The sequence below is a fragment of the Rhodoferax sp. P2_H8_2 genome (assembly GCF_056403235.1).
Map to the genome: position 1 here is coordinate 48,094 of NZ_JBFUFW010000009.1, position 22,183 is coordinate 70,276.

Consider the following 22,183-nt stretch of genomic DNA (forward strand, 5'->3'; position numbering starts at 1 on the left):
GGATGCATTTGACGAATTGGATTGAGCGGTTCAGAAACTGGCTGCAGGATGTCGCCCGCTTGCCGTGGCTGGAGGCGGCACACACACTGCGCGAGCGTTTCCGCGAAGACCGCCTCAGCTTGACGGCCAGCAGCCTGACCTTTACCACCACGATCGCACTGGTGCCTTTCATCACCGTGGCACTGGCGGTGTTCACCGCGTTCCCGATGTTTGCGAAGTTCCAGGACGTATTGCAGAAGTGGCTGATCGAAAGTCTGGTGCCCGAAAACATCGCGCGCCAGGTGCTGGGTTATTTGACCCAATTTGCAGGCAAAGCCAGCAAGCTGGGCGCTGTAGGTCTGGTCGCGCTGCTGGGCTCAGCGCTGGCGCTTATTTTCACGATTGACCGCACACTCAACAGCATCTGGCGCGTGCGCAAGCCGCGTCCGTTTGCGCAGCGGGTCCTGATCTACTGGGCTGCGATCACGCTGGGGCCGCTGGTGCTGGGCGCCAGCCTGAGCATGACCTCGTATGCGGTGTCAGAGTCCAAAGGCCTGGTGGCCTCGCTGCCGGGCGGCTTTACGCTGCTCTTGGACCTGTTGCAGTTCATGTTGGTTGCGGGCGGCACGGCGGCCATGTTCCGCTACGTGCCCAACACCCATGTGCGCTGGGGCCATGCGTGGATGGGCGGCGTGTTTGTGTCGATGGGCGTTGAAGTAGCGCGTCGCGTGCTGGCCTTCTATTTGGCCAAGGTGCCTACCTATTCGGTGGTCTACGGCGCGTTTGCGACCGTGCCCATTCTGCTGGTCTGGATTTATGTGGCCTGGGTCATCGTATTGCTGGGTGCGGCGCTGACGGCCTATGTGCCCAGCCTGCTGGCGGGCCTGCCGCGCAAGCGCTCCAGCGCAGGCTGGCAGTTTCAGTTGGCGCTGGAGGTATTGCGCATGCTTGATAGCGCGCGCCATACCGGTCAGCGGGGCTGCACCTTGGCGCAGCTGAGCAACGATCTGCGGGCTGAGGCCCAATGGCTGGAGCCCGTGCTGGAGGCGCTCACAAAGCTGGACTGGATAGCACTGCTGAACGAATCGGACGCCGCAGACGCTGGTGCGCGATGGGTGTTGCTGACCGATCCAGAAGCGACTGAGCTGGCGCCGCTGATGCGTGCGCTGCTGTTGCCCAACAACGAGGCTACTGAAAAACTATGGGAAAACGGCCGCTGGAGCGCATCCAGCTTGCGTGAGGTACTATAAAAAGCAGAGCGCTTAGCCCCAACGCGCGCCGCTAGATTTTGACCTTGCCAATCAGGATGTCCTTGTACATCACCCAGTCGCCCATGAAGCTCCACAGCGGGCGCTTGAAACTGGCAGGCTTGTTTTTCTCAAAGCCAAAGTGCCCGATCCACGCAAAGCCGTAGCCCCACAGTGGGGCGGTAATCAGAAAGATCCACGCGCCGGTCGTGAAGAATAAGGCGATGCTGGACAGCACCAGCGACGAGCCCACAAAGTGCAGTCGGCGGCAGGTCAGGTTGCTGTGTTCAGTCAGGTAGAACGGATAGAACTCGGCGAACGAGGTCATCTGCTTTGGGTCTACGCTGCTTGCGGTTTCCACGGCGGTGTTCATGGTCATGTCTCCTCTGATGTTCAGTATTGTGCCGTTGGGTAAGGTTTAGTCCAGCTTGGCACCGGACTTGGCCACAGCGTCGGCCCAGCGTGGCATTTCAGACGCCAGAAACTTCGAAAAATCCTCTGCGCCCAGAAACGCCGGGTCCGCGCCCTGGCTCAGCATACGGGTCCGCACGTCCGGCATAGCCATCACCTGTTTGAACGCGTCGCTGAGTTTGGCGACGACGTCTTTGGGCGTTCCGGCGGGTGCGAGGAACCCGTAGAAGCCGACGACCTCAAAGTTCTTGATGCCGGACTCGATCACCGTAGGCACATCGGGCAGCGCCGGATTGCGCTCGCGGCTGGTCACGGCCAGCGCGCGCACTTTGCCCTGCTTGTGGTAATTCGCCGCCTGCGGGATGGACTCGGCCATGAACTCGACCTGACCGCCCATCAGGTCGGTAAACGCAGGCGCGCTGCCGCGGTAGGGGATGTGCACCATGAACAAACCGGTGGCTGACTTGAACATCTCGGGTACCAGATGGCTGATGCCGCCGTTGCCCGCCGAGCCGTAGTTGATCTGGCCGGGGCGACTCTTGGCGTAGGCCACAAATTCCTTCAGCGTATTCGCAGGTACCTTCGGGTTGACCAAGAGCGCCAGCGGTTGCATCGCGGTGCGCGCAATCGGCGTGAAGTCACGCAGCGTCGCGTAGGGCAGCTTGGTGTACAGGCCGGGGTTGATCACCATCACGCCAGTATTGGCCAGCATCAGCGTGTAGCCATCAGCGGGCGCCTTCATCACCTCTTGCGCACCCACCGTGCCGCCCGCGCCTGATTTGTAGTCCACCAAAATCGGTTGCCCAAGCACGGTTTGCAACTTGTCGGTCAACAGCCGCGCATGCTGGTCCAGCGGACCGCCTGCCGGGAAGCCGATGATGATCTTGATCGGCTTATCGGGGAAGGCGGCGAAAGCGAAGCCTGTGCTGGCCATCAATGCAGCAGAGATCAGCGTGCGGCGAAAGAGGGAAGGGGTCATGGAGACTCCGGTTAGCGATTCAGGAATTCTTTCAATGCAGACAACGTGGCCTCAGGTGCTTCGGTCATCTGATGGTGGCCTACGGCAAGGCTAACCACCGAATGCATTTTTCCACTGGATTGCGCTTTGGCTATCAGGGTTTGTGCGGCCTTCGGGATTGTCATCTGGTCCACCGCACCCAGCAGGAACAGCACGGGGCAGTTGACTTGCTCCATCGCCTGTTCGCCATTCGCATAGTTATTGCAGGCACTGAACCCGCGGTGGAACAGGTTGACCTCGGTATTGCTGGCAATCACCCGGCGGCCCAGCGCGAGGCTGCTGCCAAAAATCCAGGTGCCGGGCGCCACGGGCGGTGCCAGCGAACTGCGTGAAAACACATTGACCATATGCAATGCCTTCTCAGGCTCGTTCAGCGCCGCGTCCAGCAACGGTTGTGAGACTTTCATCGGGTAGGCAGTACCCACCAGCGCTAGGTGGCTGATGCGATCCTTCAGATGTCCGGCGGTTTCCAGTGCAATCAGCGAGCCCCAGCTGTGGCCCACTAGCGCCGCCTTCTGCACACCCGCCGCATCGAGCAGTGCAGTAATGAACGTTGCTGCGTCTTCCACGCTCGCAGGCGCTTGGCCTTCACTGCGGCAATGGCCGGGCAGATCGACCGCGAGGACGTTCCAGCCATGGTTGGCAAAGTAGCGGCTCTGCAAGATCCAGACGCTGTGGTCATTGATCACGCCGTGGATGAATACGACGGTGGGCTGTGCGGGATTGAAGGCTTTGCCACCGGTGTAGCAGTAGGCGGTTGCGCCGTTGACGGTGAGCTTCATGCGATGCCTTTCGACGAGCCGCCTCTAGAAAGGCATGCGCCCCCTTCGGGGGGCAGTGAACGTAAGTGAACGTGGGGGCTCATATCTTCTCCGCCGCCTTCAGGGCGCGCTTCAAGTCATCAAGCAAGTCCGCGCTGTCTTCCAATCCAATCGACAGCCGAATCGTTCCCTGTGTGATGCCCCCTTTGGCCAATGCTTCGTCGTCCATGCGGAAATGCGTGGTGCTGGCCGGGTGGATCACCAGGCTGCGGCAGTCGCCCACGTTGGCAAGGTGGCTGAATACCTTCAGCGCTTCGACAAACGCCTTGCCTTGCGCGCGTGAGCCTTTCAAATCAAAGCTGAACACGGAGCCCGCGCCCTTGGGCAACAGTTTTTGCGCCAGCGCATGGCTGGAGTGGCTCTCCAGCATCGGATGACCGACGCGCGACACGAATGGATGCGACGCCAGCAGTTCAACGACCTTCGCGGTATTGGTCATGTGCCGCTCCATGCGCAGCGATAGCGTTTCTATGCCTTGCAAAATCAGCCAGGCCGAATGCGGACTCATGCAGGCGCCGAAGTCACGCAGGCCCTCGCGCCGCGCGCGCAGCAGGAAGGCGCCGACGGTGGACTCTTCGGTGAACACCATGTTGTGGAAACCCGCGTAGGGCTCGGTCAGCTCAGGGAACTTGCCCGACTTGTCCCAGTCAAACGATCCGCCATCGACGACGATGCCGCCTATCACCGTGCCGTGGCCGCTCAAGAATTTAGTGGCCGAGTGGTAGACCAGATCCGCGCCTTGCGTGAAGGGTTGGACCAGCCAGGGCGAGGTGAGGGTGGAATCCACCAACAGCGGCACACCGGCGTCGTGCGCGATCTGGGATACGGTCGGTGTGTCCAGCACGTCCAGCCCAGGGTTGCCCACGGTTTCGCCAAAGAACAGCTTGGTATTGGGTTGCACGGCCTTGCGCCAGCCGTCGATATCGCCGGGCTGCACAAAGGTCGTATCAATACCAAAACGGCGCAGCGTGTAATGCAACAGGTTTTGCGAGCCGCCGTACAGCGCGGTGCTGGCGACGATATGGCCGCCCGCGCCCATCAGCGTGGCAATCGCCAGATGCAACGCGGCCTGGCCGCTGGCGGTGGTTATCGCGCCAATGCCGCCTTCCAGCGCCGAAACGCGCTGCTCCAGCACCGCGTTGGTTGGGTTGCTGATGCGCGAATAGACGTGTCCCGCACGTTCCAGATTGAACAGCGAAGCGGCGTGTTCGCTCGACTCGAAAACGAAAGACGTGGTCAGGTGAATCGGCACGGCGCGCGCGCCCGTGGCGTCGGGCGTGGCGCCTGCGTGCAGGGCAAGCGTGTCAAATCCGGGGTCGGAATAGCCGGGCATCATGCCTCCCGACGAGCCGCCTCTAGGGAGGCATGCGCCCCCATGGGGGGCTGCGAACGAATGTGAGCTTGGGGGTTCATACTGTCTCCAAGGTTTTTTATTGGGCTTAAGTCTGCGGGATTGTGGGCTATATTTCGGCGATACGGCGAATTCCAGCGCCCCACCGGAAGCACCATCTAGGAAGCACCATGAAAGTCAGCGACATCCTGCGCGTCAAGGGCGGCGGCACGCTCTACACCACCACTCCGGAAGACAGTCTGGCTGATGCCGCCAAGCTGATGGCGGAAAACGACATTGGTTCACTGGTGGTTTTGTCACACGGCCGCGTCGTGGGCATGTTGACCTTTCGCGAAGTGATCAAGGCCACTGTCAAGAACGGTGGCGCATTTGGCACGACTACGGTCTACCGCGCCATGGATTCGGGTCCGTTGATTTGCACCATGGAAACCGAAATGGACGAGGTGCGCCGCATGATGCTGGACCGCCACGCGCGCTACATGCCAGTGATTGACAACAGCATGCTGATGGGTGTGATCAGCTTCTACGACGTGGCCAAGACGGTGGTGGATAGCCAGAACTTCGAGAACAAGATGCTGAAAGCCTACATCCGCGACTGGCCTGAAGGCAAGGACCCGGCTGAAGCGTCGTCCTGAGTGACCCCGACCACCCGCAAAGTCGTACAGGCCGTCCTGTACGAAAGCGTCGCCATCGCCGTCGTCACACCTGTTCTGGCGCTGGCTTTTTCACATCCTCCGGGTTCGGCCTTTGTTCTATCGGCGGTGATGTCCACCATCGCGCTAGCATGGAACTATTTGTTCAACAGCCTGTTCGAACGCTGGGAAGCCCGTCAAACGGTTAAGGGCCGTTCGCTGGCCCGTCGCATTGCGCATGGCGTCGGCTTTGAAGGCGGACTGGCGCTGATCCTGTTGCCAGTGATGGCCTGGTGGTTGGATGTCTCGCTGCTCGAAGCGCTCATCGCCGATATGGGTTTGCTGGCGTTTTTCTTTTTCTACACCGTGACGTTTACCTGGGCGTTTGACAAGGTATTTGGCTTGCCGGATTCGGCGAAATAGGCCCCCGATTCAGCCCATGCTGGCGTGAATCATCTCCCGCACCCGGGGATAAATCTGTGCGTTCCACTTCTTGCCGCTGAACACGCCGTAGTGCCCCACACCAGCCTGGACATGGTGGGTCTTCATGTAGGGGCGGATGCTGCTGCACAGGTCTTGCGCGGCCACGGTCTGGCCAACAGCGCAGATGTCATCGCGCTCGCCTTCGACGGTCATCAACGCAGTACGGCGGATGGCAGCGGGGTTGACGATGCGGTCCTTGTAGGTGAGCTTGCCCAGCGGTAAGTCGTAGGTCTGGAAGACCTTTTCCACCGTCTCCAGATAGAACTCTGCGGGCAAATCGTTGACCGCCAGATATTCGTCGTAGAACACCTTGATGATGTTGGCCTTTTCCAGATCGCCGTCAACCAGATGCTGGTACATGTCCTTGAAGGACTGTTTGTGGCGGTCCAGGTTCATGCTCATGAAGGCGCTGACCTGCACAAAACCGGGGTAGACGCGGCGCATGTAGCCCGCGTGCGGCAGCGGCACATGGCTGATCAGATTTTTCTCAAACCACTCGATAGGCTTGCTGGTGGCCAGTGTGTTGACGCCGGTGGGGTTCACGCGGCAATCCACTGGGCCAGCCATCAGCGTCAGGCTGCTGGGCTGCGCGGGGTTGTCGTCTTCAGCCATGATGGCCACGGCCGCCAGCGCCGCCACACAGGGCTGGCAGACTGCGACCACATGGGTGCCGGGGCCAATCGCCTCGGTGAAGCGGATCATGTGGTCGATGTAATCGTCCAGCCCGAACGGGCCGTGCTTCAGCGCGACGTCGCGGGCGTTATGCCAATCGGTGATGTAGACGTCGTGGTCTTGCAGTAGCGTGCGCAGCGTTTCGCGCAGCAGCGTGGCGAAGTGGCCCGACAGGGGCGCGACCAGCAAGACAGGGGGCTGGTGCGGCAGGTCGGAAGGAGTGTCTTTTTTGAAATGCAGCAGGGTGCCGAAAGGCAGGGTCAATGCGCTTTCTTCGGTGACTGCCAGATCGCGCTCGCCGACCTTGACGGACGTGATGCCGTAGGCCGGGCGCGAGTGCGTCAGCCGCATGCGGGAGAACACCTCCATTGACGCGGACAGTTTGCGCAACACGCCGCCTTCGGAGTTGCCGAACCACATGGCCGCGCTGCCGCCCTGTGCCATCAGCCGGAATGGGGACATCAGGTCGGACTGGGTCTGGTAAGCCTGGTAGAGCATGGTGTTCCTGCGAAGAGTCGGACTTGTGGCCCGGAAGCCTAAATGCAGGCAAGTAACGGGCCAGTTCGGGCGTAGAACTTACAAGTGGCTGTCAGGGTTGGCACAGGGCTTGCGACGCATTTGCACCTTTAAGGAGCATTGCCATGGCCAAGGCCGTACTGACGATCAGCAGCAAAAACTACGGTGCCTGGTCCTTGCGCGGCTGGCTGCTGGCCAAGCTGTCGGGGCTGGAGTTCACCGAGAAGGTGATCCCGGCGGACGATCCGGCGATGAAGGCCGAGATGCTGCTCTTGGCGCCGAGCATGCTGGTTCCTTCGTTGCAACACAACGGCATCAAGGTCTGGGACACACTGGCGATTGCCGAATACCTCAATGAAATCAAGCCCAAAGCCGCTCTGCTTCCGGCCGACGGCAAAGCGCGTGCGCATTGCCGTGCGATCTGCGGCGAGATGCATTCGGGCTTTTCGTCCATGCGCGGCGCGCTGCCGATGAACATCAAAGGCCACTTCCCCAAATTCAAAATCTGGTCACGCGCGCAGGCCGATATCGACCGCGTGCTGAAGATCTGGAAAGAGTGCCTCAAGACCTATGGCGGGCCTTACCTGTTTGGCAAAACACCCACGGTGGCGGACGCAATGTACGCGCCTGTAGTGACGCGCTTTCTGACCTATGACGTGACGCTGGATAAGGCTTGTGCAGCCTATGCCAAGCGCATCATGGATTTGCCCGCGATGAAGGAATGGATCGCTGGTGCCCAGGAAGAACCCGAAGAACTCGAAGAGTTGTCAGCAGACTTCTAAACTGGCTACTTCCAGGGCGTGCAAGGCGGAATGTCGCAAACCGGCTCCACGTCGATGGTCTTGAAATCCGCAGGCGAGACGATCTCCAGGTATTCCATGTCGGGCGAATAGTCGAACAGGTAGTGGCGAATGCCGGGGCGTTGGTGCACCACATCGCCGGCCTGCACCAGCGTTTCCTTGTCCTCGTACATGAACTTGGCCCAGCCCTTGGTCATGATCACGATCTGGAAATCCGCCTCATGCCGATGCCAACCCGTGCCTGTTTCTGGTGCCATATTGGCCTTCACCAGGTGCGCGATCACCTTGCCGTGCGTGGCTTCGGCAATCCCGAGGTCGCGGTACAGGAAGAAATCACGCAAACCACCCGGAGCGAAAGAGGTGTCTTCGGGTTTGACATGGGAGAACTGCGTGGTGTTGGTGCGGTCCAGCATGGATGCTCCTTCCAAAAGTGGGCAAGAATCTAATAAAGACACTGAAATGGTGCGGTGCAACAACATGCATAAACCGTTCCAGTTGCCCGGGCATTGCGCTACGGGCGTGGCCATTCGCCTCTAGACTCAGCCCGTGATCGCATTACTTCGCAAGATCGTCAAGCCCTTGGTGGCCGTCCTGGCCCTGCTCCTTGTTTTTGAGGAATGGCTGTGGGAGCGTCTCAAAGCGTTCATGCGCCGCGTGGCCGATCACCCCTGGGTGCATCGCCTGGAAGCGCATCTGCGGCAGATTCCACCTTGGGCCGCTTTGCTCGTGTTGCTGCTGCCCGGTGCGCTTCTGCTGCCTTTTAAGGTTGCGGGTCTGTGGGCGATTGCGCACGGCTATCCGGTGTTGGGCCTGGTCATCTTTGTGTTGGCCAAAATCAGTGGCACCGCGCTCGCCGCCTACCTCTTCGATCTGGTTCGGGAGAACGCGCGCAAGCTTGCGTGGTTCAACTGGCTTTATCTGTGGATCAACGGTTGGCTGCAGCGCGCACGCGCTTGGCTGGCAGCGCAGCCTGCCTATGTGGCCGCAAAGGCTTGGGCCCGACGCGTCAAGGAACAGGTCAAGGCGTGGTTCGCTTAGAAGGAAAGCTGGATTTCGTTGGGTAAGATGCGCAGCGCCAACTCTTACCAAGGTTTGAAATGCGTTTTTCTTTGCAACCGGCCTTCGCGCTTACTCTGCTCGGAAGTCTCTTTGCCGCCAACATCACTCTGGCCGCACCCGCTGAACCCAACGTCGCCAAATTCCGGGCGGCGCTGATCCCCAAACATGAGATCGCTGCCGATGCCTTTGTGAAGGCGCACCCCACATGGGATGGGCGTGGCGTGGTGATCGCCATTTTTGACACCGGTGTGGATCCCGCTGCGGCGGGCCTTGCGACCACGTCGACTGGCGAGCGCAAGATCATGGACATGCTGGACGCTTCGGGCTCCGGCGATGTGGATACCACTACCAAGCGCAAGGCAGATGCCACAGGCAAGCTCACGGGTTTGAGCGGTCGCACGCTGGTGTTGCCTGCTGGCATCGTGAACCCATCCGGCGAATTCCGCCTGGGGCTCAAGCCAGCATCTGAATTGTTTTACGGCGATGTGCTCAAACGCGTGACCGACCGCCGTGCCGCGCAGCGCGCCGCCGCTGCAACCGTGCGCCTGGCCGCGCGCGACCGCGGCGATGACGCCGCCAAACTCAAAGCCGCGCGCGCCAAAGCCCCTGATGAACGCAGCCGCACCGAGCGCGACCTGATTGCGCGCGATGTTGCGCTTGCCGCATTGGAAGATGACAAGTCCTCTGACAGCACCGGCCCACTGTACGACTGCGTGCTGTGGAACGACGGCAAGACCTGGCATGTGCTGGTCGATACCGACGAAGACGCTGACTTGCGCAACGAGAAGGCATTGCGCCCCTACGGTGTGGCCGGCGAGTACGGCTCGTTTGGCGGCATTGCCAACACCACCTTTGGCGTGCAGGTGTACGAGAAGGGTGATTTGCTGTCCATCGTCACTGTCAGCGGCGCCCACGGCACGCACGTGGCCTCTATCGCTGCAAGCCACTTCGCCAATGAACCGGCCCGCAACGGCATTGCACCTGGCGCGCGCATCGTGTCGATCAAGATTGGCGACATCCGCGCCCGGGGCAGCTCGTATGGCACCAGCGAGCTGCGCGCGTCTGCACTGGCTGCGCAGTACAAGGTCGACATCGTCAATGCCAGCTGGGGCGGCCGCTCCAAGCTGCAAGACGGCCGCAACCGCAACAGCCTGGTCTACGACATGATGATGGAGCGCTACAACATGCTGGCCGTCATCTCCGCCGGCAACAACGGCCCTGCGCTCGGCACCGCCGGCAGCGCTGGTGCCGAAGCCAGCCGCGTGCTGGGCGTGGGCGCCTACATGTCGCCTGAAATGGGTCAGGTTCTCTACAACACCCTCGCAGACAGTGCCGAAGCAGCACAGCAGTTCACCAGCCGCGGCCCCACCAAAGATGGCGATTTCGGTGTGGACCTGATGGCGCCCGGAGCCGCTTATGCATCCGTCTCTGCAGAAACCCGCCAAAGCGCCGACATGTACAACGGCACCTCGATGGCCTCGCCATCTGCTGCGGGTGTGGCGGCGCTGGTTCTCAGCGCTGCGCGCCAGAACAAGCTCGATGCCAATCCGGCTCTGTTGCGTTCTGCATTGATTCTTGGGACCACACCGCTGCCCAAAGAAGATGTGTTCACGCGCGGCTCCGGCCTGATCAACGCGCCTGGCGCCTGGAAAAAGCTGAATGAGTTGCAAGGTGTCAGCGCCTTCAGCACGTTCTATGACCTGGAAGTGGACCAGGGCACATTCACCAACAAGGGCCGCGGCTTCTTGTTGCGCGAAGCGGTCACCGAGCCGCGCCGCCGTGTTGCGGTCAAGATCACACCGGCTTGGACCGAGTCCACGCCCGTCGCTGCGCGCACCGCGTTTGAGAGCGATGTGATTCTGAAGTCTTCCGCCTCTTGGGTTACAACGCCGCAGTATGTGCACCTGACTGGCGGCCCGCGCACCGTCAGCATGGTGGTGGATGTGCCGCCGGTGCCTGCCGGTGCGATTGGCTCCGTCAACGTGGCGCAGGTGGATGCTGTGTTGGCGTCCAAGCCATCCTTGGGTCCGGTGTTCTCTATCCCGGTCTCCATCATCCAGCCCGCACCCGCCAGTGCGTTTGTCGACAACAAGCTGGAAACTTCGCTGGCGTTCAAGCCTTCGGAAACCAAGCGCCTGTTTGTCAAAGCCCCGCTCGAAGCTTCGGTGCTGCGCATCTGGGTCAAACACCAGACCCGCGATTCGATGAACCGGCGCTTCGGCGTGCAGGCTGTTGCCTATTCTGCTCAGCGCGGGATTGCCGAGATGGAGACCGTGCGCACGCTGAACCTGGACCCTGGTGCGGAGCAGTCGTTTGACCTGCGCCTAAAGCCAGGCAGCGTGGCCGAGATCGCGTACACGCTGCATTTCGCTGCCTTGGGTGACGCGACATTGCAGACGCGCCTCGAATGGGTTGGCGCTGGCGTGGACACGGCGCCCTTGGTGATGCCTGCCAACTCAGGTTGGACCACGACTGAGCTGAACCCTTTGAGTGATCGCACCGTGAAAGTCGATGCCAAGATCGACCGCGCCGTGCATATCTTCCTGCCGCAAAGCACGACCGCGCTGAAGATGGACGAGCGCGCCGAGTTGCCCGCATCCGCATTGACTCCCGGACCTACGCGCGTCCACATGCTGCGCCAGCGCTTTGTGCTGGACCTCAAGGAGGCTATGACGGCCCACGTGCTGGAGCCTTCGGACTACGACCTGGAAGATGCGGTGGGAGGAGGGCGCGTAACGCTGGTGCATGAATCCGGAGAAGTGTTGTTTGACTCGACAGGCGCCAATGTGTTTACCCGTCCTGCGGTGAAATTCCCCAAGGGCAAAACCACCGGTATCCGCGAGTTCACCGCGCCCGACAGCGAACTGCTGGCCAGCATCAGCACCGCGCCCCTGCGCCTGTCAGAAGCCCTGAAGACAGCCAGCCCACTGCCGTTGCGCGCGAGTTTGCGTGATCGCCTCACTGGCAAGGACACCACGGAATTGCGCCTGAAGGCTGGCCGCGAGGAAGAGCTGTTTCTGCAGGACAAGCCGGTGGACGACCTCGCCAAGCACGAACCCAAACCGGCGCATTTCACCGGTGAACTGACCGTGCGCGACACCGAGAATCGCGAGCTTGGCAAAAAACCCATCGTCTATATGCCCGGAGCATCCCCGGCCAAGACCACCAACGTGGACCCCAAGGCCAAGCCGGTCAAGGACCCGCGTACCGAGGTGGAGAAGTTGGCCGATACCCAGTTCGACAGCCGCCTGGCCTTTGTCCGCGATCAGCGCGGCACGACCGATGCTGCGACCAAGGCGCGCCGAACAGAAGTGCTCACTGCCTTGCACAGCGAACGCCCCGCAGATGCTGCCGTAGTGTTTGAGCAGGCGCTGGATGCAGCCTTGGCCGCCGGGTTGGCGGGCGATAGCTGGCCCAAAGCCAAACCGTCTGCTGAGGGTGACGCCGACAAGGCAAAAGACAAAGACGAAGCTGCAACCAAGAGCGCTGCTGTGATCAAGCCTGTTGCCGGCGCTGAAAAATCGGTGATCGCCTTGCTGGACGAAGCCCACAAACTGGCCAAGCCCGATGCGGTAGCGCAGTACTTTGGTGCGCCACCTGCCGTCGTAGCGGGTGACCTGACGTCCAAGCCCGCGCAAGAGCGCGAGAAGAAGCTGATGACTGCACAGCGCGAAACCTTGGCCAGGATCGAACGCCTGCGCGCCGATGTGTTGCGCGCGACCGGCCAGTGGGATGCGGCTTGGAAAGCCTTCGCGCAGATCAAGCGCTGGGAACCTGAAGCCGACAAGCAGACCCGTGCCGTGGAGTCCGCGATGCTGGAACAAAACGGTTACCTGGGCTTGGCGCTGGATGCCATGAACGCCCGCATCAAGGACGAACCGGGCAGCACCAAGCTGCGCACGGAGCGCTTGGCGTTGTACGAAAAGCTGGGCTGGAGCGACATGGCGGCCCGCGAGAAACTGCGACTGGCGCAGTTTGCGCAGCAAAAGAAGGCGACCGATAAGCTTTGATGCAAATGAATGCGAAGCGGCGTCAGAGATAATGCCTCTCCATGAGCGGCAATACCTTCGGACACCTCTTCGCAGTCACCAACTTTGGTGAATCCCACGGCCCGGCCATTGGCTGCGTGATTGACGGTTGCCCCCCGGGCATGGAACTGAGCGAGGCCGACATCCAGGGTGACCTGGACCGCCGCCGCCCCGGCACCAGCCGCCACGTGACCCAGCGCAACGAGCCCGATGCCGTGCAGATCCTCAGCGGCGTCTACCAGGGCAAGACCACCGGCACGCCGATTGCGCTGTTGATCCAGAACACAGATCAGCGCAGCAAGGACTACGGCAACATTCTCGAAACCTTCCGCCCTGGCCACGCCGACTACACATACCTCCAGAAATACGGCATTCGCGACCCGCGCGGCGGTGGCCGCTCCAGCGCGCGCCTGACTGCGCCCATGGTCGCCGCAGGCGCAGTGGCCAAGAAGTGGCTCAAGGAAAAATACGGTACCGAGTTTCGTGGCTGCATGACGCAGATCGGCGAGATGTCGATTGCGTTTGAATCCTGGGAGCACGTACCCAACAACCCGTTCTTCGCCCCGATTGCCGATGTGCAGGCGCTGGAGGACTACATGGACGCACTGCGCAAAGCCGGTGACTCCTGCGGTGCACGCATCCGCGTCAGCGCGTCCAACGTGCCCGTGGGGCTGGGCGAGCCGCTGTTCGACAAGATGGATTCCGACATTGCCTACGCAATGATGGGCATCAACGCCGTCAAAGGCGTGGAGATTGGCGCCGGGTTTGCCAGCGTGTCGCAGCGCGGCACGACGCATGGCGACAGCTTGACCCCGCAAGGCTTTGCGACCAACAACGCCGGTGGCGTACTGGGCGGCATCAGCACAGGGCAGGACCTGGAAGTCAGCATTGCGATCAAGCCGACCAGCTCCATCATCACGCCGCGTGATTCGATTGACGTGCAGGGCAACGCCACGCAAGTAGTGACCAAGGGCCGCCACGACCCCTGCGTGGGCATACGCGCGACGCCGATTGCTGAAGCGATGCTGGCATTGGTGGTGATGGAGCACGCGCTGCGCAACCGCGCGCAATGTGGTGATGTGGAGAAAATTCTTGCTCCAATTGCTGCCAAAAAGGCCTAGAGCGCCCGTAGAATGTGCGTAAGCAGCTACTAAATCAATAGCATTTCACTCTGGCACCGCACCCCATGAAAACAGCTCTGATCCTCAACGGCCCGAATCTCAACCTGCTCGGCACGCGGGAGCCACAGGTCTACGGCTCGCAAACGCTGGCTGACGTAGAGGCGCTGTGCGAGCGCGCCTGCGCGGCGAATGGGTTTGCGCTGGACTTTCGCCAGACCAACCACGAAGGCGCGCTGGTGGACTGGATCCATGAGGCCGGCAAGCTGCACGCCAAGGGCAAGTTGGCCGGTGTGATCCTGAACGCTGGCGCCTACACCCACACCAGCATCGCGTTGCTCGACGCGATCAAGGGCACGGGTATTTCGCTGATCGAGCTGCACATCAGCAACGTCCACGCCCGCGAAGAATTCCGCCACCATTCGTTTATCTCGCCCGCTGCGAAGGCGGTGATGGCCGGGTTTGGCGTCAACGGCTATGCATTGGCCATTGCCGGACTGGCAGGATTTGTGGCCGCCTGAGAGGCGAACTTGCCAGTAAACTTTGCGTTCATCGTTTCAATTCGGAGAGAAAAATGAAAAAATTCGCCCTGTCCCTCGGTTTGCTGCTCAGCTTTGGTCTGGCCCATGCAGGCAAGTCCTGTGAAGAACTCAAGACGGAAATCACTGCCAAGATGGAAGCCAAGGGCGTCAAAAGCCCCAAGCTGGAAATCGTAGATAACGATAAAGCCGGCGATGCCAAGGTCGTCGGCAGCTGCGACGGCGGCACCAAGAAGATCACTTACGCAAAAAAGTAAGCGCTGATCCAGGCCTTCCCAACTAAGGCCTGCGAAAGGCCACTTGCTGCTGCGACCAGTATTTCGATTTCAACTGGTCCAGCCGCACCTCACCCCCGGTCGATGGTGCGTGCACAAAGCGCCCGTCGCCCACATAAATCCCCGCATGCGTCGCGTTGCCGCCTTGGCTGAAGATCACCAGGTCGCCCGTGCGAACACTGTCCGTTGGGACGGGCGAACCCCACTTCACCAGGGATGACACGGAGCGCGGCGCCAGCACGCCGCCCCGTGCCTTGTAAACATAGCCAATCAGCCCGCTGCAATCGAAGCCACTGGCGGGCGTATTGCCGCCGTAGCGGTACGGCGTGCCGACCAAGCCAATGGCCATCACCGTGACCTCATCGGCCTGGTCAACAGTAAGGCGGGCTGCAATGGGTTTCGGAGGAGGCTGGGGCGGAGGCGCGGTCGCACACCCGGCCACCAGCACCGTGCTGACGAATGCCATAGCCAGACGCGCCATCAGTTCCATTTGAAGTACACCCAAGCTGTCAGCAGCGCGCCGATCACCCACAGCATCCAGGTCTCGGACACTGCATAGGGATAGAACATCAAGGCGCCTCCTGCAAACATCAACTCCGTTCTTTGCGACTTCCGCCCGCGCCTAAAGCTTAGGTAGCCGACGATGCTGAAAACCAGGCAGCCCAACAGGTAGGCCGGGCTTGGTAAAGTCAGGCCCATGGACTGCAGGGTTTTCAATTCATTCATGCGCCATCGTAACGTCGAACGGTAAACCACCATGAGCCATCCAGCGACACCGACCATTACCGCCTTTGAACGCTCGCCCGATGGCGGCAAGGGGCTGGCGCGAGACACGCGCGTGCGCTGGGCGCTGGAAGAGGCGGGGCTGGCCTACGAAGTGCGGCCGGTGTCGTTCGCTGCGATGAAGGAGCCCGCGCACCGTGCTCTGCATCCGTTTGGTCAGATTCCGACCTACCAGGAGGGCGATCTGGTGCTGTTCGAATCGGGCGCCATCGTGCTGCATGTTGCGCAGCACCACGCAGGCTTGTTGCCCGACGATGCAAACGCTCGGGCGCGCGCGATCAGCTGGATGTTTGCCGCGGTCAATACGGTGGAGCCACCCATTCTGGATCTGACCACGGTCAAGCTGTTCGAGGGCGACAAACCCTGGCGCGACCAGCGGCTGCCCCTGGTGCTGGAGCGCCTGCGGGTTCGGCTGGGTGATCTGTCTGTGCGCCTGGGCAATGCCGACTGGCTAGATGGCGCATTCAGCGCGGGCGATCTGATGATGGTGTCGGTGCTGCTGCGCTCCAGGCCATCGGGCATGCTGACTGAATACCCCAACCTTGCCGCCTATGTGGCCCGTGGTGAAGCGCGGCCTGCGTATCAGAGGGCTTTTGACGCGCAATTTGCGTTCAATAACAAGCAAGGCTAAAACTTGTATCTCGCAAAACCATCGCCATATACGTTGCATCCCCGCCTTTGAGATATCGCCATGACTGCCACTGCTTTGCCCTCGCTGTTCGTTTCCCACGGTGCTCCCTTGTTTGCCATTGAGGCGGGCAACAGCGGCCCGGCGCTGGCAGCGTGGGGCGCGAACCTGCCAGCGGACCTGCGTGGCGTGGTCGTGATGTCGCCGCACTGGATGGCGCGCATGCCTGCGGTGATGACCAATCCGCAGCCCAAGACCTGGCATGACTTTGGTGGCTTTCCAGACGAGCTCTACAAACTGCAATACCCCGCACCCGGCAGCCCGGCGTTGGGCCAGCAAGTGATTGATTTGCTCAAGGCGGCTGGCATTGACGCGCCGGGCGATGCGAACCGGCCTATGGACCATGGCACCTGGGTGCCGCTGATGCATCTGTTGCCCAAGGCGAATGTGCCGGTGGTGCAGGTGGCTTTGCCTGCGGGCTTCGGTCCGCGCGAGGTGTTTGCGATGGGCGCAGCGCTGCGCCCCCTGCGCGAGCAGGGCATTTTGGTGATGGGCTCGGGTTCGATGACGCACAACCTGGGCGAGTTCTTTGGCGGCGGTGCGCCGGTTTCGCCCTATGTCACTGAGTTCTGCCGCTGGATTGAAGACCGATTGAACGAAGGCAATCTGGACGCGCTTTTCGACTACCGCACCCAGGCACCCAACGCTGTGCGTGCGCACCCGACCGATGACCATTTCCTTCCGCTGTTCTTTGCGCTGGGCGCCGCGAGCAGCGATGCGCGGCCCACCTACCTGACCCGCGAAGTGATGTACAGCATGTTGGCAATGGACAGCCTGTATTTGCAATAAAAAGTGCCCGTAACCCGCATGTAACTTGCGTGAGCAGCTACTGAAAATATAGCGCTAAGACCGGGTACGATGGCGGACGATTTCTTCGTCCCTCCAACCCCGGAGTCTTTTGATGCGCGCATTGCTTCTCGGCCTGCTGGCCGCTAGTCTGGTCACTTCCACCCACGCGGCGCCAGCCGCAGGCAACAAGGTGGTGGGCTACTACATTGCCTGGGCGCGCGACGCCCGCAGCTTCCCACCCGAGAAGATCGACGCAAAGAAACTCACCCACATCAACTACGCCTTCGCCAACATCGTGGACGGCAAAGTGGCGGTGGGTTACCCCGATGTGGACGCCAAGAACTTCGAAGGCCTGCGCGCGTTGAAGAAAGCCAACCCGAAGCTGAAACTGCTGGTGTCGGTCGGCGGCTGGGCCTGGTCCAAACACTTCTCGGATATCGCGCTGACGGACGCAAGCCGCACGCTGTTTGCGAACAGCGCAGTCGACTACATGCGCAGCTTCCAGTTGGACGGTGTCGACATCGACTGGGAATTTCCGGTCAGCGGCGGCGACCCTGGCAACAGCGCGCGGCCCGAAGACAAGCGCAACTTCACCTTGCTGCTGCAATCCCTGCGCAAAGCCTTGGATGCCGCTGGCAAGAAAACCAAAACGCATTACCTGCTGACGATTGCCACCAACCCCGGCCCCGACTACCTGCGCAACACCGAGCTTGGCGACGTTGCCAAGACGGTGGACTGGATCAACGTGATGGGCTACGACTACCACGGCCCCTGGGGCAAGCGCGCTGGCCCTCTGGCGCCGCTGTGGGCGGATGGCAAGGACGACACGCAGACCAGCACGTCGGGCAAGTTTGTTGCCGCAGGCATAGACGGCCACATCAAGGCCGGCGTACCGCTGAAGAAGATCGTGCTGGGTGTGCCTTTCTATGGCTATGTCTGGAAGGGTTGCCCCGACGCGATGCACGGCGAATACCAGACATGTACAGGCCCGGCCAAGGGCACGTGGGAGGAGGGCAGTCTGGAGTACGCGGACATCGTGGCCAACTACCTGAACAAACCCGGCTTCACACGCTATTGGAACGACGCCACCAAAACACCGTCGCTGTACAACCCCGAAAGCGGCACCTACATCACCTACGACGACGCCGAGTCCATGGCCCATAAGCTGGATTACGTGGTGCAGAAGAAGTTGGGCGGCGTGATGATCTGGGAGCTGACTACTGACCGCCAACGCGCTTTGCTGACACCAATTGCCAAGAAGCTGTTGCCGTGAGGTAATTGCGGCATGAAATATTTCCTCAATACCGCGTTAGCCCTGTCTCTGGTGCTTCTGCACGGCCCGTCCTGGGCGCAAACCCCGCCGTTGCACGCCACGCAAGAGCTGGTCCGCAGCAATGGCACCGAGCCCGAGTCGCTGGACCCGGCGCTGTCGGAGACAGTCAATTCCACCATCATCGTCTGCGACATCTTCGAGGGCCTGACCGCGATTGACCGCGACGGCAAGGTCGTGCCCGGTGTCGCGCAGTCGTGGAAGCAGACCAACCCGACGACCTGGGTGTTCACCCTACGCAAGAACAGCACGTTCTCGAATGGGGACCCTGTCACCGCCAACGACTTTGTATACGCCTGGCGCCGCTTTCTGGACCCCAAGACGGCGTCCACCTATGCCAACACCTATGGTGTATTCCTGGTGAATGGCGCTGACATCGCCGCTGGCAAGAAGCCGCCCACCGAGCTAGGCGTCAAGGCGCTGGACGCCAACACGCTGGAGGTCAAGACCACCGTGCCTTTGCCGTTCATGCTGAGCCTGGTCGCCAACCAGCAGTTCGCGCCCATCAACAAGGCCGCCATCGACAAATATGGCCGCGAATGGACCAAGCCCGGCAACCTGATTGGCAATGGCCCCTTTGTGCTGCAAGAGGCAGTGGTCAACAACAAGATCGTGCTGGCCAAAAACCCGCGCTACTGGGACGCCGCCGCCGTCAAGCTGACCAAGGTGACCTACCTGCCGATTGAAGATGGCAACGCCGATGTGCAGCTCTACAAGTCCGGCGAGACCGACATGGTTTACCAGACACCCCCGGGTAGCTACCCCGCGCTGAAGAGCGCGTACCCGCAAGAGATACGCAACACGCCGCTTTTGGCGATCCGCTATTACGCGTTCAACACCAAGGACCCGGTGGTCAAGGACGTGCGCGTGCGCAAGGCCCTGTCCATGGTGCTCGACCGCGACATCCTCGCGCAGAAGATCACCGCAGACGGGCAGCTTCCACTGTACGGGCTGATGGTCAAAGGCATTGAGGGCGCGAGCGTGGGCAATTACGACTGGGCTACCTGGCCCATGGCGCAAAAGGTCGAGGAGGCGAAGAAGCTTTTGGCCCAGGCGGGCGTCAAGCCCGGCACCAAACTCAAGCTGATGTACAACACCAGCGACTACCACAAGAAGATGGCGATCTTCGCCGCCAGCGAATGGAAGACCAAGCTGGGTCTTGAGGTGGAGATGGACAGCCTGGAGTTCAAGGTCATGGTCAAGCGCCTGCATGACCAGAGCTACCAGATCGGCCGCTACGGCTGGACCGCCGACTACAACGATGCCACCTCGTTTCTGTCCATCGTGCAATGCGACAGCGAACAGAACATGACAGCAAGCTGCAGCCGCCCGGCCGATGCGTTGGCCGACAAAGGCAATCAGGAAACCGACCCCGCCAAACGCAGCGCGCTGCTAAGCCAGGCCGCCAACCTGGCAATGGAAGACTACCCGCTGATCCCACTACTGCAACGCACGATGCCGCGGCTGGTCAAGACATGGGTGGGCGGCTACAGCGACCGCAATGCGCTGGACCGGATTCGTAGCCGGGATCTGTTTATCCTGAAGCATTGATATTTAGTCGGCAGCCGCAGGCGGTACCTACTCCAGCCGGAAGTTGAAATCCTGCGTGGCGGTCATATCCGCTGCGCCGTCATTGCTGCAGCGGTATTGCAGCATCGCGGCCCTGACCGCATCGTGAAAGATGCGCGGGCCGGACAGTATGGTCACGCTGCGAACCCGGCCGTTCTGGATCACCGCCAGGGCGCGCACCACGCCAATCGTGCCGTCCTGCAAGGCCTTGCGTGGCATCTGCGGAGCGACTTGGGTCGGGCAGGCTACGCGCATGTCGGTCTGTGTATTGCTGGTTTGCGCCAGCACGGGTTCAGCGGCGGGCGCCGGCGCGGACTCTATCGTCACGCTACTGGGCTCGGTGGGCGCGACATCCGGCACGGGCACAAACGTGTCCTGCGGCACTGGCGGTGCTTCCGATTTGGGTGGTTGCTTGACTGGCGGCTTGGGCGGCTCCGGCGGCAGCAGTTGCTCAATTTGCACGATCACCGGCGGCCTCTTGGGTGTCGGCAATACCGTTACCCCCATGCCTGCGATCAAGACCCAGGCAAGCAGCGCATGCGCGACCACCACCACGGCCATGCCCTTGTAGCGGCGTGACGGGTCGCGCTCCTGATAGTTGTATTCCATGCCGAATGTGTTCATGAGACAGGCCTCCATGGTGGTTCGATCACACTTCCAGTAGAGCACCCCGAAGGTCGCTTTGTTAGTGCGTTGACATACAGAAGGCTGCAAATTCTGCAGGCCACGCCATTCGTGGGCGGGGGCGTCAGTCGAACTACAAATCCATCTGATTTCCGGGTATCAGATGTATGGTTTGGGCGACGGATTTGGATAGGCAGCTGCTTGAAGGCCCATATCGCCAAATAGTCTGGTCTTTGCAGTGCCCAACCGGTGTATGCTTTCAGCGGCTTCAGCACATGATCCTAGGGAGAAAAGATTGGCGCACACACTGGATTTCACCGAAAAACCTACGGTCCTGGTAGTCGACGACACGCCCGACAATTTGACATTGATGTCCGGGCTTCTGAAGAGCCAATACCGGGTGCTCCTCGCCAACAACGGCGAAAAGGCGATTCAACTGGCGCGGGCAGAGGCGGAGCCGGACCTGATCTTGCTGGACATCATGATGCCGGGCTTGTCCGGCTACGAGGTCTGCAAGATCCTCAAGGACGATCCGGCGACTGCTCATATCCCCATCATCTTCCTCACTGCCATGACGGCGACCGAAGAGGAAAAGAAAGGGCTGGAGCTTGGCGCCGTGGATTTCATCACCAAGCCGGTCAATCCGCCAGTCGTCCTGGCACGGGTGGGCACCCAGTTGCAGGTCAAGGCCGCCGCCGATTTTCTGCGCGACAAGAACGAATTTCTGGATGCCGAAGTGCAGCGCCGCGGACAGGAGCTTGCGGCTATTCAGGATGTGACGATTCTGGCCATGGCTTCGCTGGCTGAAACGCGCGATAACGATACCGGCAACCACATTCGCAGAACCCAGCACTACCTGCGCTTGCTGGCTGATCAGTTGCGCGATCATCCGCGTTTTAGCCGCTTTCTGGATGAGCGCACGATAGATATTCTGTTCAAATCGGCGCCGCTGCATGACATCGGCAAGGTCGGGATTCCAGACCGGATTTTGCTCAAACCGGGCCGCTTCGAGCCGCACGAGTTTGAAATCATGAAGACCCACTGCAAGCTGGGCCGCGATGCAATCCAGCACGCAGAGGACCAGTTGGGTCTGCAAGTGGAGTTTCTGAAATACGCCAAGGAAATTGCGTACGGGCACCAGGAAAAATGGGACGGCAGCGGCTACCCCGAGGGCCTGTCGGGCGATTTCATTCCGATATCGGCACGCCTGATGGCGGTGGCGGATGTTTACGATGCGCTGATCAGCCGACGCGTCTACAAAGAAGGTATGCCGCACGAAAAGGCGGTCTCCATCATTGCCGAAGGACGCGGCACACACTTTGACCCCGACATGGTCGATGCCTTTCTGGTGATTGCGGAGCAGTTCCGGGCAGTGGCTCAAAGATTTGCGGACACGGACCAGGACCTTGTCGATAAAGAGCAGGCCTTGAACACCATTCGGGGCTAACGGT

General features: G+C 60.9%; 23 protein-coding genes. 14 read left to right on the forward strand and 9 right to left on the reverse strand.

Annotation, left to right across the window (positions count from 1 at the left end; genetic code table 11):
* Positions 1 to 2 precede the first annotated feature (2 nt).
* Positions 3 to 1,229, forward strand: a complete 1,227-nt coding sequence (locus AC1DV6_RS15195) for a YihY family inner membrane protein (protein WP_477978820.1) — start codon at positions 3 to 5, stop codon at positions 1,227 to 1,229.
* 31 nt (positions 1,230 to 1,260) lie between these two features.
* On the opposite strand, the gene AC1DV6_RS15200 is transcribed toward AC1DV6_RS15195, so the two are convergent.
* The 4 genes from AC1DV6_RS15200 to AC1DV6_RS15215 form a co-directional block, all read right to left on the reverse strand.
* A complete protein-coding gene (locus AC1DV6_RS15200; RefSeq protein ID WP_477978822.1) occupies positions 1,261 to 1,599 on the reverse strand; it encodes an Mpo1-like protein in 339 nt (112 codons plus the stop codon).
* A 45-nt stretch (positions 1,600 to 1,644) separates the two neighbouring features.
* Positions 1,645 to 2,571 (reverse strand): Bug family tripartite tricarboxylate transporter substrate binding protein, encoded by a 927-nt coding sequence (locus tag AC1DV6_RS15205; protein ID WP_477979068.1) that lies wholly within the window; start codon positions 2,569 to 2,571, stop codon positions 1,645 to 1,647.
* Between the two features lie 56 nt (positions 2,572 to 2,627).
* Entirely contained in the window at positions 2,628 to 3,437 is an 810-nt protein-coding gene (locus tag AC1DV6_RS15210; protein ID WP_477978824.1) for an alpha/beta fold hydrolase, read from the reverse strand.
* 79 nt (positions 3,438 to 3,516) lie between these two features.
* Positions 3,517 to 4,809 (reverse strand): O-acetylhomoserine aminocarboxypropyltransferase, encoded by a 1,293-nt coding sequence (locus tag AC1DV6_RS15215; RefSeq protein ID WP_477978826.1) that lies wholly within the window; start codon positions 4,807 to 4,809, stop codon positions 3,517 to 3,519.
* Positions 4,810 to 4,997: 188 nt separating this feature from the next.
* Here AC1DV6_RS15215 and AC1DV6_RS15220 point away from each other — a divergent pair, with 188 nt between their 5' ends.
* Both AC1DV6_RS15220 and AC1DV6_RS15225 read left to right on the forward strand, forming a co-directional pair.
* Positions 4,998 to 5,462 (forward strand): CBS domain-containing protein, encoded by a 465-nt coding sequence (locus AC1DV6_RS15220; RefSeq protein WP_477978828.1) that lies wholly within the window; start codon positions 4,998 to 5,000, stop codon positions 5,460 to 5,462.
* Complete coding sequence (locus AC1DV6_RS15225; protein ID WP_477978830.1) at positions 5,463 to 5,882, forward strand: PACE efflux transporter; 420 nt, start codon at positions 5,463 to 5,465, stop codon at positions 5,880 to 5,882.
* A 9-nt stretch (positions 5,883 to 5,891) separates the two neighbouring features.
* Here AC1DV6_RS15225 and AC1DV6_RS15230 read toward each other — a convergent pair whose 3' ends face one another.
* Entirely contained in the window at positions 5,892 to 7,112 is a 1,221-nt protein-coding gene (locus AC1DV6_RS15230; protein WP_477978832.1) for a polyhydroxyalkanoate depolymerase, read from the reverse strand.
* 143 nt (positions 7,113 to 7,255) lie between these two features.
* Here AC1DV6_RS15230 and AC1DV6_RS15235 point away from each other — a divergent pair, with 143 nt between their 5' ends.
* Positions 7,256 to 7,912: a glutathione S-transferase family protein gene (locus tag AC1DV6_RS15235; RefSeq protein WP_477978834.1), complete on the forward strand. Its 657-nt coding sequence runs from the start codon at positions 7,256 to 7,258 to the stop codon at positions 7,910 to 7,912.
* Between the two features lie 5 nt (positions 7,913 to 7,917).
* Here the strand turns inward: AC1DV6_RS15235 and AC1DV6_RS15240 are convergent, their stop codons facing one another.
* A complete protein-coding gene (locus AC1DV6_RS15240; protein WP_477978836.1) occupies positions 7,918 to 8,343 on the reverse strand; it encodes a cupin domain-containing protein in 426 nt (141 codons plus the stop codon).
* Positions 8,344 to 8,476: 133 nt separating this feature from the next.
* Between AC1DV6_RS15240 and AC1DV6_RS15245 the strand changes: the two genes are divergently transcribed.
* The 5 genes from AC1DV6_RS15245 to AC1DV6_RS15265 all read left to right on the forward strand — a co-directional run bounded on the left by AC1DV6_RS15245 (position 8,477) and on the right by AC1DV6_RS15265 (position 14,931).
* A complete protein-coding gene (locus AC1DV6_RS15245) occupies positions 8,477 to 8,968 on the forward strand; it encodes a hypothetical protein (protein WP_477978838.1) in 492 nt (163 codons plus the stop codon).
* Between the two features lie 59 nt (positions 8,969 to 9,027).
* Positions 9,028 to 12,999 (forward strand): S8 family serine peptidase, encoded by a 3,972-nt coding sequence (locus AC1DV6_RS15250; protein WP_477978840.1) that lies wholly within the window; start codon positions 9,028 to 9,030, stop codon positions 12,997 to 12,999.
* Between the two features lie 41 nt (positions 13,000 to 13,040).
* Complete coding sequence (gene aroC, locus AC1DV6_RS15255; protein WP_477978842.1) at positions 13,041 to 14,138, forward strand: chorismate synthase; 1,098 nt, start codon at positions 13,041 to 13,043, stop codon at positions 14,136 to 14,138.
* A gap of 65 nt (positions 14,139 to 14,203) precedes the next feature.
* Positions 14,204 to 14,656: a type II 3-dehydroquinate dehydratase gene (aroQ, locus tag AC1DV6_RS15260; RefSeq protein WP_477978844.1), complete on the forward strand. Its 453-nt coding sequence runs from the start codon at positions 14,204 to 14,206 to the stop codon at positions 14,654 to 14,656.
* Between the two features lie 53 nt (positions 14,657 to 14,709).
* Positions 14,710 to 14,931, forward strand: a complete 222-nt coding sequence (locus AC1DV6_RS15265) for a DUF1161 domain-containing protein (RefSeq protein WP_477978846.1) — start codon at positions 14,710 to 14,712, stop codon at positions 14,929 to 14,931.
* Between the two features lie 22 nt (positions 14,932 to 14,953).
* Here the strand turns inward: AC1DV6_RS15265 and AC1DV6_RS15270 are convergent, their stop codons facing one another.
* Together AC1DV6_RS15270 and AC1DV6_RS15275 are read right to left on the reverse strand one after the other, a co-directional pair.
* Positions 14,954 to 15,439, reverse strand: a complete 486-nt coding sequence (locus AC1DV6_RS15270; protein WP_477978848.1) for a C40 family peptidase — start codon at positions 15,437 to 15,439, stop codon at positions 14,954 to 14,956.
* Complete coding sequence (locus tag AC1DV6_RS15275; protein WP_477978850.1) at positions 15,430 to 15,675, reverse strand: hypothetical protein; 246 nt, start codon at positions 15,673 to 15,675, stop codon at positions 15,430 to 15,432. The genes AC1DV6_RS15270 and AC1DV6_RS15275 overlap by 10 nt, the downstream gene beginning before the upstream one ends.
* Before the next feature lie 31 nt (positions 15,676 to 15,706).
* On the opposite strand from AC1DV6_RS15275, the gene AC1DV6_RS15280 reads away from it, so the two are divergent.
* The 4 genes from AC1DV6_RS15280 to AC1DV6_RS15295 all read left to right on the forward strand — a co-directional run bounded on the left by AC1DV6_RS15280 (position 15,707) and on the right by AC1DV6_RS15295 (position 20,090).
* Positions 15,707 to 16,363 carry a glutathione S-transferase family protein gene (locus AC1DV6_RS15280; RefSeq protein WP_477978852.1) on the forward strand — a complete coding sequence of 219 codons (657 nt, stop codon included), beginning with the start codon at positions 15,707 to 15,709 and terminating at the stop codon, positions 16,361 to 16,363.
* Positions 16,364 to 16,423: 60 nt separating this feature from the next.
* Positions 16,424 to 17,209, forward strand: coding sequence for a DODA-type extradiol aromatic ring-opening family dioxygenase (locus AC1DV6_RS15285; protein ID WP_477978854.1), 786 nt, complete (start codon positions 16,424 to 16,426; stop codon positions 17,207 to 17,209).
* A 112-nt stretch (positions 17,210 to 17,321) separates the two neighbouring features.
* Positions 17,322 to 18,482 (forward strand): glycoside hydrolase family 18 protein, encoded by a 1,161-nt coding sequence (locus AC1DV6_RS15290; protein WP_477978856.1) that lies wholly within the window; start codon positions 17,322 to 17,324, stop codon positions 18,480 to 18,482.
* 12 nt (positions 18,483 to 18,494) lie between these two features.
* Complete coding sequence (locus tag AC1DV6_RS15295; RefSeq protein WP_477978858.1) at positions 18,495 to 20,090, forward strand: peptide ABC transporter substrate-binding protein; 1,596 nt, start codon at positions 18,495 to 18,497, stop codon at positions 20,088 to 20,090.
* A 27-nt stretch (positions 20,091 to 20,117) separates the two neighbouring features.
* Here AC1DV6_RS15295 and AC1DV6_RS15300 read toward each other — a convergent pair whose 3' ends face one another.
* On the reverse strand, positions 20,118 to 20,732 hold the full coding sequence (locus AC1DV6_RS15300) for an energy transducer TonB (RefSeq protein ID WP_477978860.1): 615 nt from the start codon (positions 20,730 to 20,732) through the stop codon (positions 20,118 to 20,120).
* Between the two features lie 295 nt (positions 20,733 to 21,027).
* Here AC1DV6_RS15300 and AC1DV6_RS15305 point away from each other — a divergent pair, with 295 nt between their 5' ends.
* Complete coding sequence (locus AC1DV6_RS15305; RefSeq protein ID WP_477978862.1) at positions 21,028 to 22,179, forward strand: response regulator; 1,152 nt, start codon at positions 21,028 to 21,030, stop codon at positions 22,177 to 22,179.
* Positions 22,180 to 22,183: the final 4 nt, after the last annotated feature.

What these genes read in the sequence shown, in the direction of transcription:
- AC1DV6_RS15200 (WP_477978822.1), bottom strand. Translation starts at nt 1,599, where the DNA reads ATGAACACCGCCGTGGAAACCGCAAGCAGCGTAGACCCAAAGCAGATG.
- AC1DV6_RS15195 (WP_477978820.1), top strand. Translation starts at nt 3, where the DNA reads ATGCATTTGACGAATTGGATTGAGCGGTTCAGAAACTGGCTGCAGGAT.
- aroC (WP_477978842.1), top strand. Translation starts at nt 13,041, where the DNA reads ATGAGCGGCAATACCTTCGGACACCTCTTCGCAGTCACCAACTTTGGT.
- AC1DV6_RS15240 (WP_477978836.1), bottom strand. Translation starts at nt 8,343, where the DNA reads ATGCTGGACCGCACCAACACCACGCAGTTCTCCCATGTCAAACCCGAA.
- AC1DV6_RS15270 (WP_477978848.1), bottom strand. Translation starts at nt 15,439, where the DNA reads ATGGAACTGATGGCGCGTCTGGCTATGGCATTCGTCAGCACGGTGCTG.
- AC1DV6_RS15265 (WP_477978846.1), top strand. Translation starts at nt 14,710, where the DNA reads ATGAAAAAATTCGCCCTGTCCCTCGGTTTGCTGCTCAGCTTTGGTCTG.
- AC1DV6_RS15250 (WP_477978840.1), top strand. Translation starts at nt 9,028, where the DNA reads ATGCGTTTTTCTTTGCAACCGGCCTTCGCGCTTACTCTGCTCGGAAGT.
- AC1DV6_RS15215 (WP_477978826.1), bottom strand. Translation starts at nt 4,809, where the DNA reads ATGCCCGGCTATTCCGACCCCGGATTTGACACGCTTGCCCTGCACGCA.
- AC1DV6_RS15300 (WP_477978860.1), bottom strand. Translation starts at nt 20,732, where the DNA reads ATGAACACATTCGGCATGGAATACAACTATCAGGAGCGCGACCCGTCA.
- AC1DV6_RS15295 (WP_477978858.1), top strand. Translation starts at nt 18,495, where the DNA reads ATGAAATATTTCCTCAATACCGCGTTAGCCCTGTCTCTGGTGCTTCTG.
- AC1DV6_RS15290 (WP_477978856.1), top strand. Translation starts at nt 17,322, where the DNA reads ATGCGCGCATTGCTTCTCGGCCTGCTGGCCGCTAGTCTGGTCACTTCC.
- AC1DV6_RS15235 (WP_477978834.1), top strand. Translation starts at nt 7,256, where the DNA reads ATGGCCAAGGCCGTACTGACGATCAGCAGCAAAAACTACGGTGCCTGG.
- AC1DV6_RS15210 (WP_477978824.1), bottom strand. Translation starts at nt 3,437, where the DNA reads ATGAAGCTCACCGTCAACGGCGCAACCGCCTACTGCTACACCGGTGGC.
- AC1DV6_RS15205 (WP_477979068.1), bottom strand. Translation starts at nt 2,571, where the DNA reads ATGGCCAGCACAGGCTTCGCTTTCGCCGCCTTCCCCGATAAGCCGATC.
- AC1DV6_RS15285 (WP_477978854.1), top strand. Translation starts at nt 16,424, where the DNA reads ATGACTGCCACTGCTTTGCCCTCGCTGTTCGTTTCCCACGGTGCTCCC.
- AC1DV6_RS15230 (WP_477978832.1), bottom strand. Translation starts at nt 7,112, where the DNA reads ATGCTCTACCAGGCTTACCAGACCCAGTCCGACCTGATGTCCCCATTC.
- AC1DV6_RS15220 (WP_477978828.1), top strand. Translation starts at nt 4,998, where the DNA reads ATGAAAGTCAGCGACATCCTGCGCGTCAAGGGCGGCGGCACGCTCTAC.
- AC1DV6_RS15280 (WP_477978852.1), top strand. Translation starts at nt 15,707, where the DNA reads ATGAGCCATCCAGCGACACCGACCATTACCGCCTTTGAACGCTCGCCC.
- AC1DV6_RS15275 (WP_477978850.1), bottom strand. Translation starts at nt 15,675, where the DNA reads ATGAATGAATTGAAAACCCTGCAGTCCATGGGCCTGACTTTACCAAGC.
- aroQ (WP_477978844.1), top strand. Translation starts at nt 14,204, where the DNA reads ATGAAAACAGCTCTGATCCTCAACGGCCCGAATCTCAACCTGCTCGGC.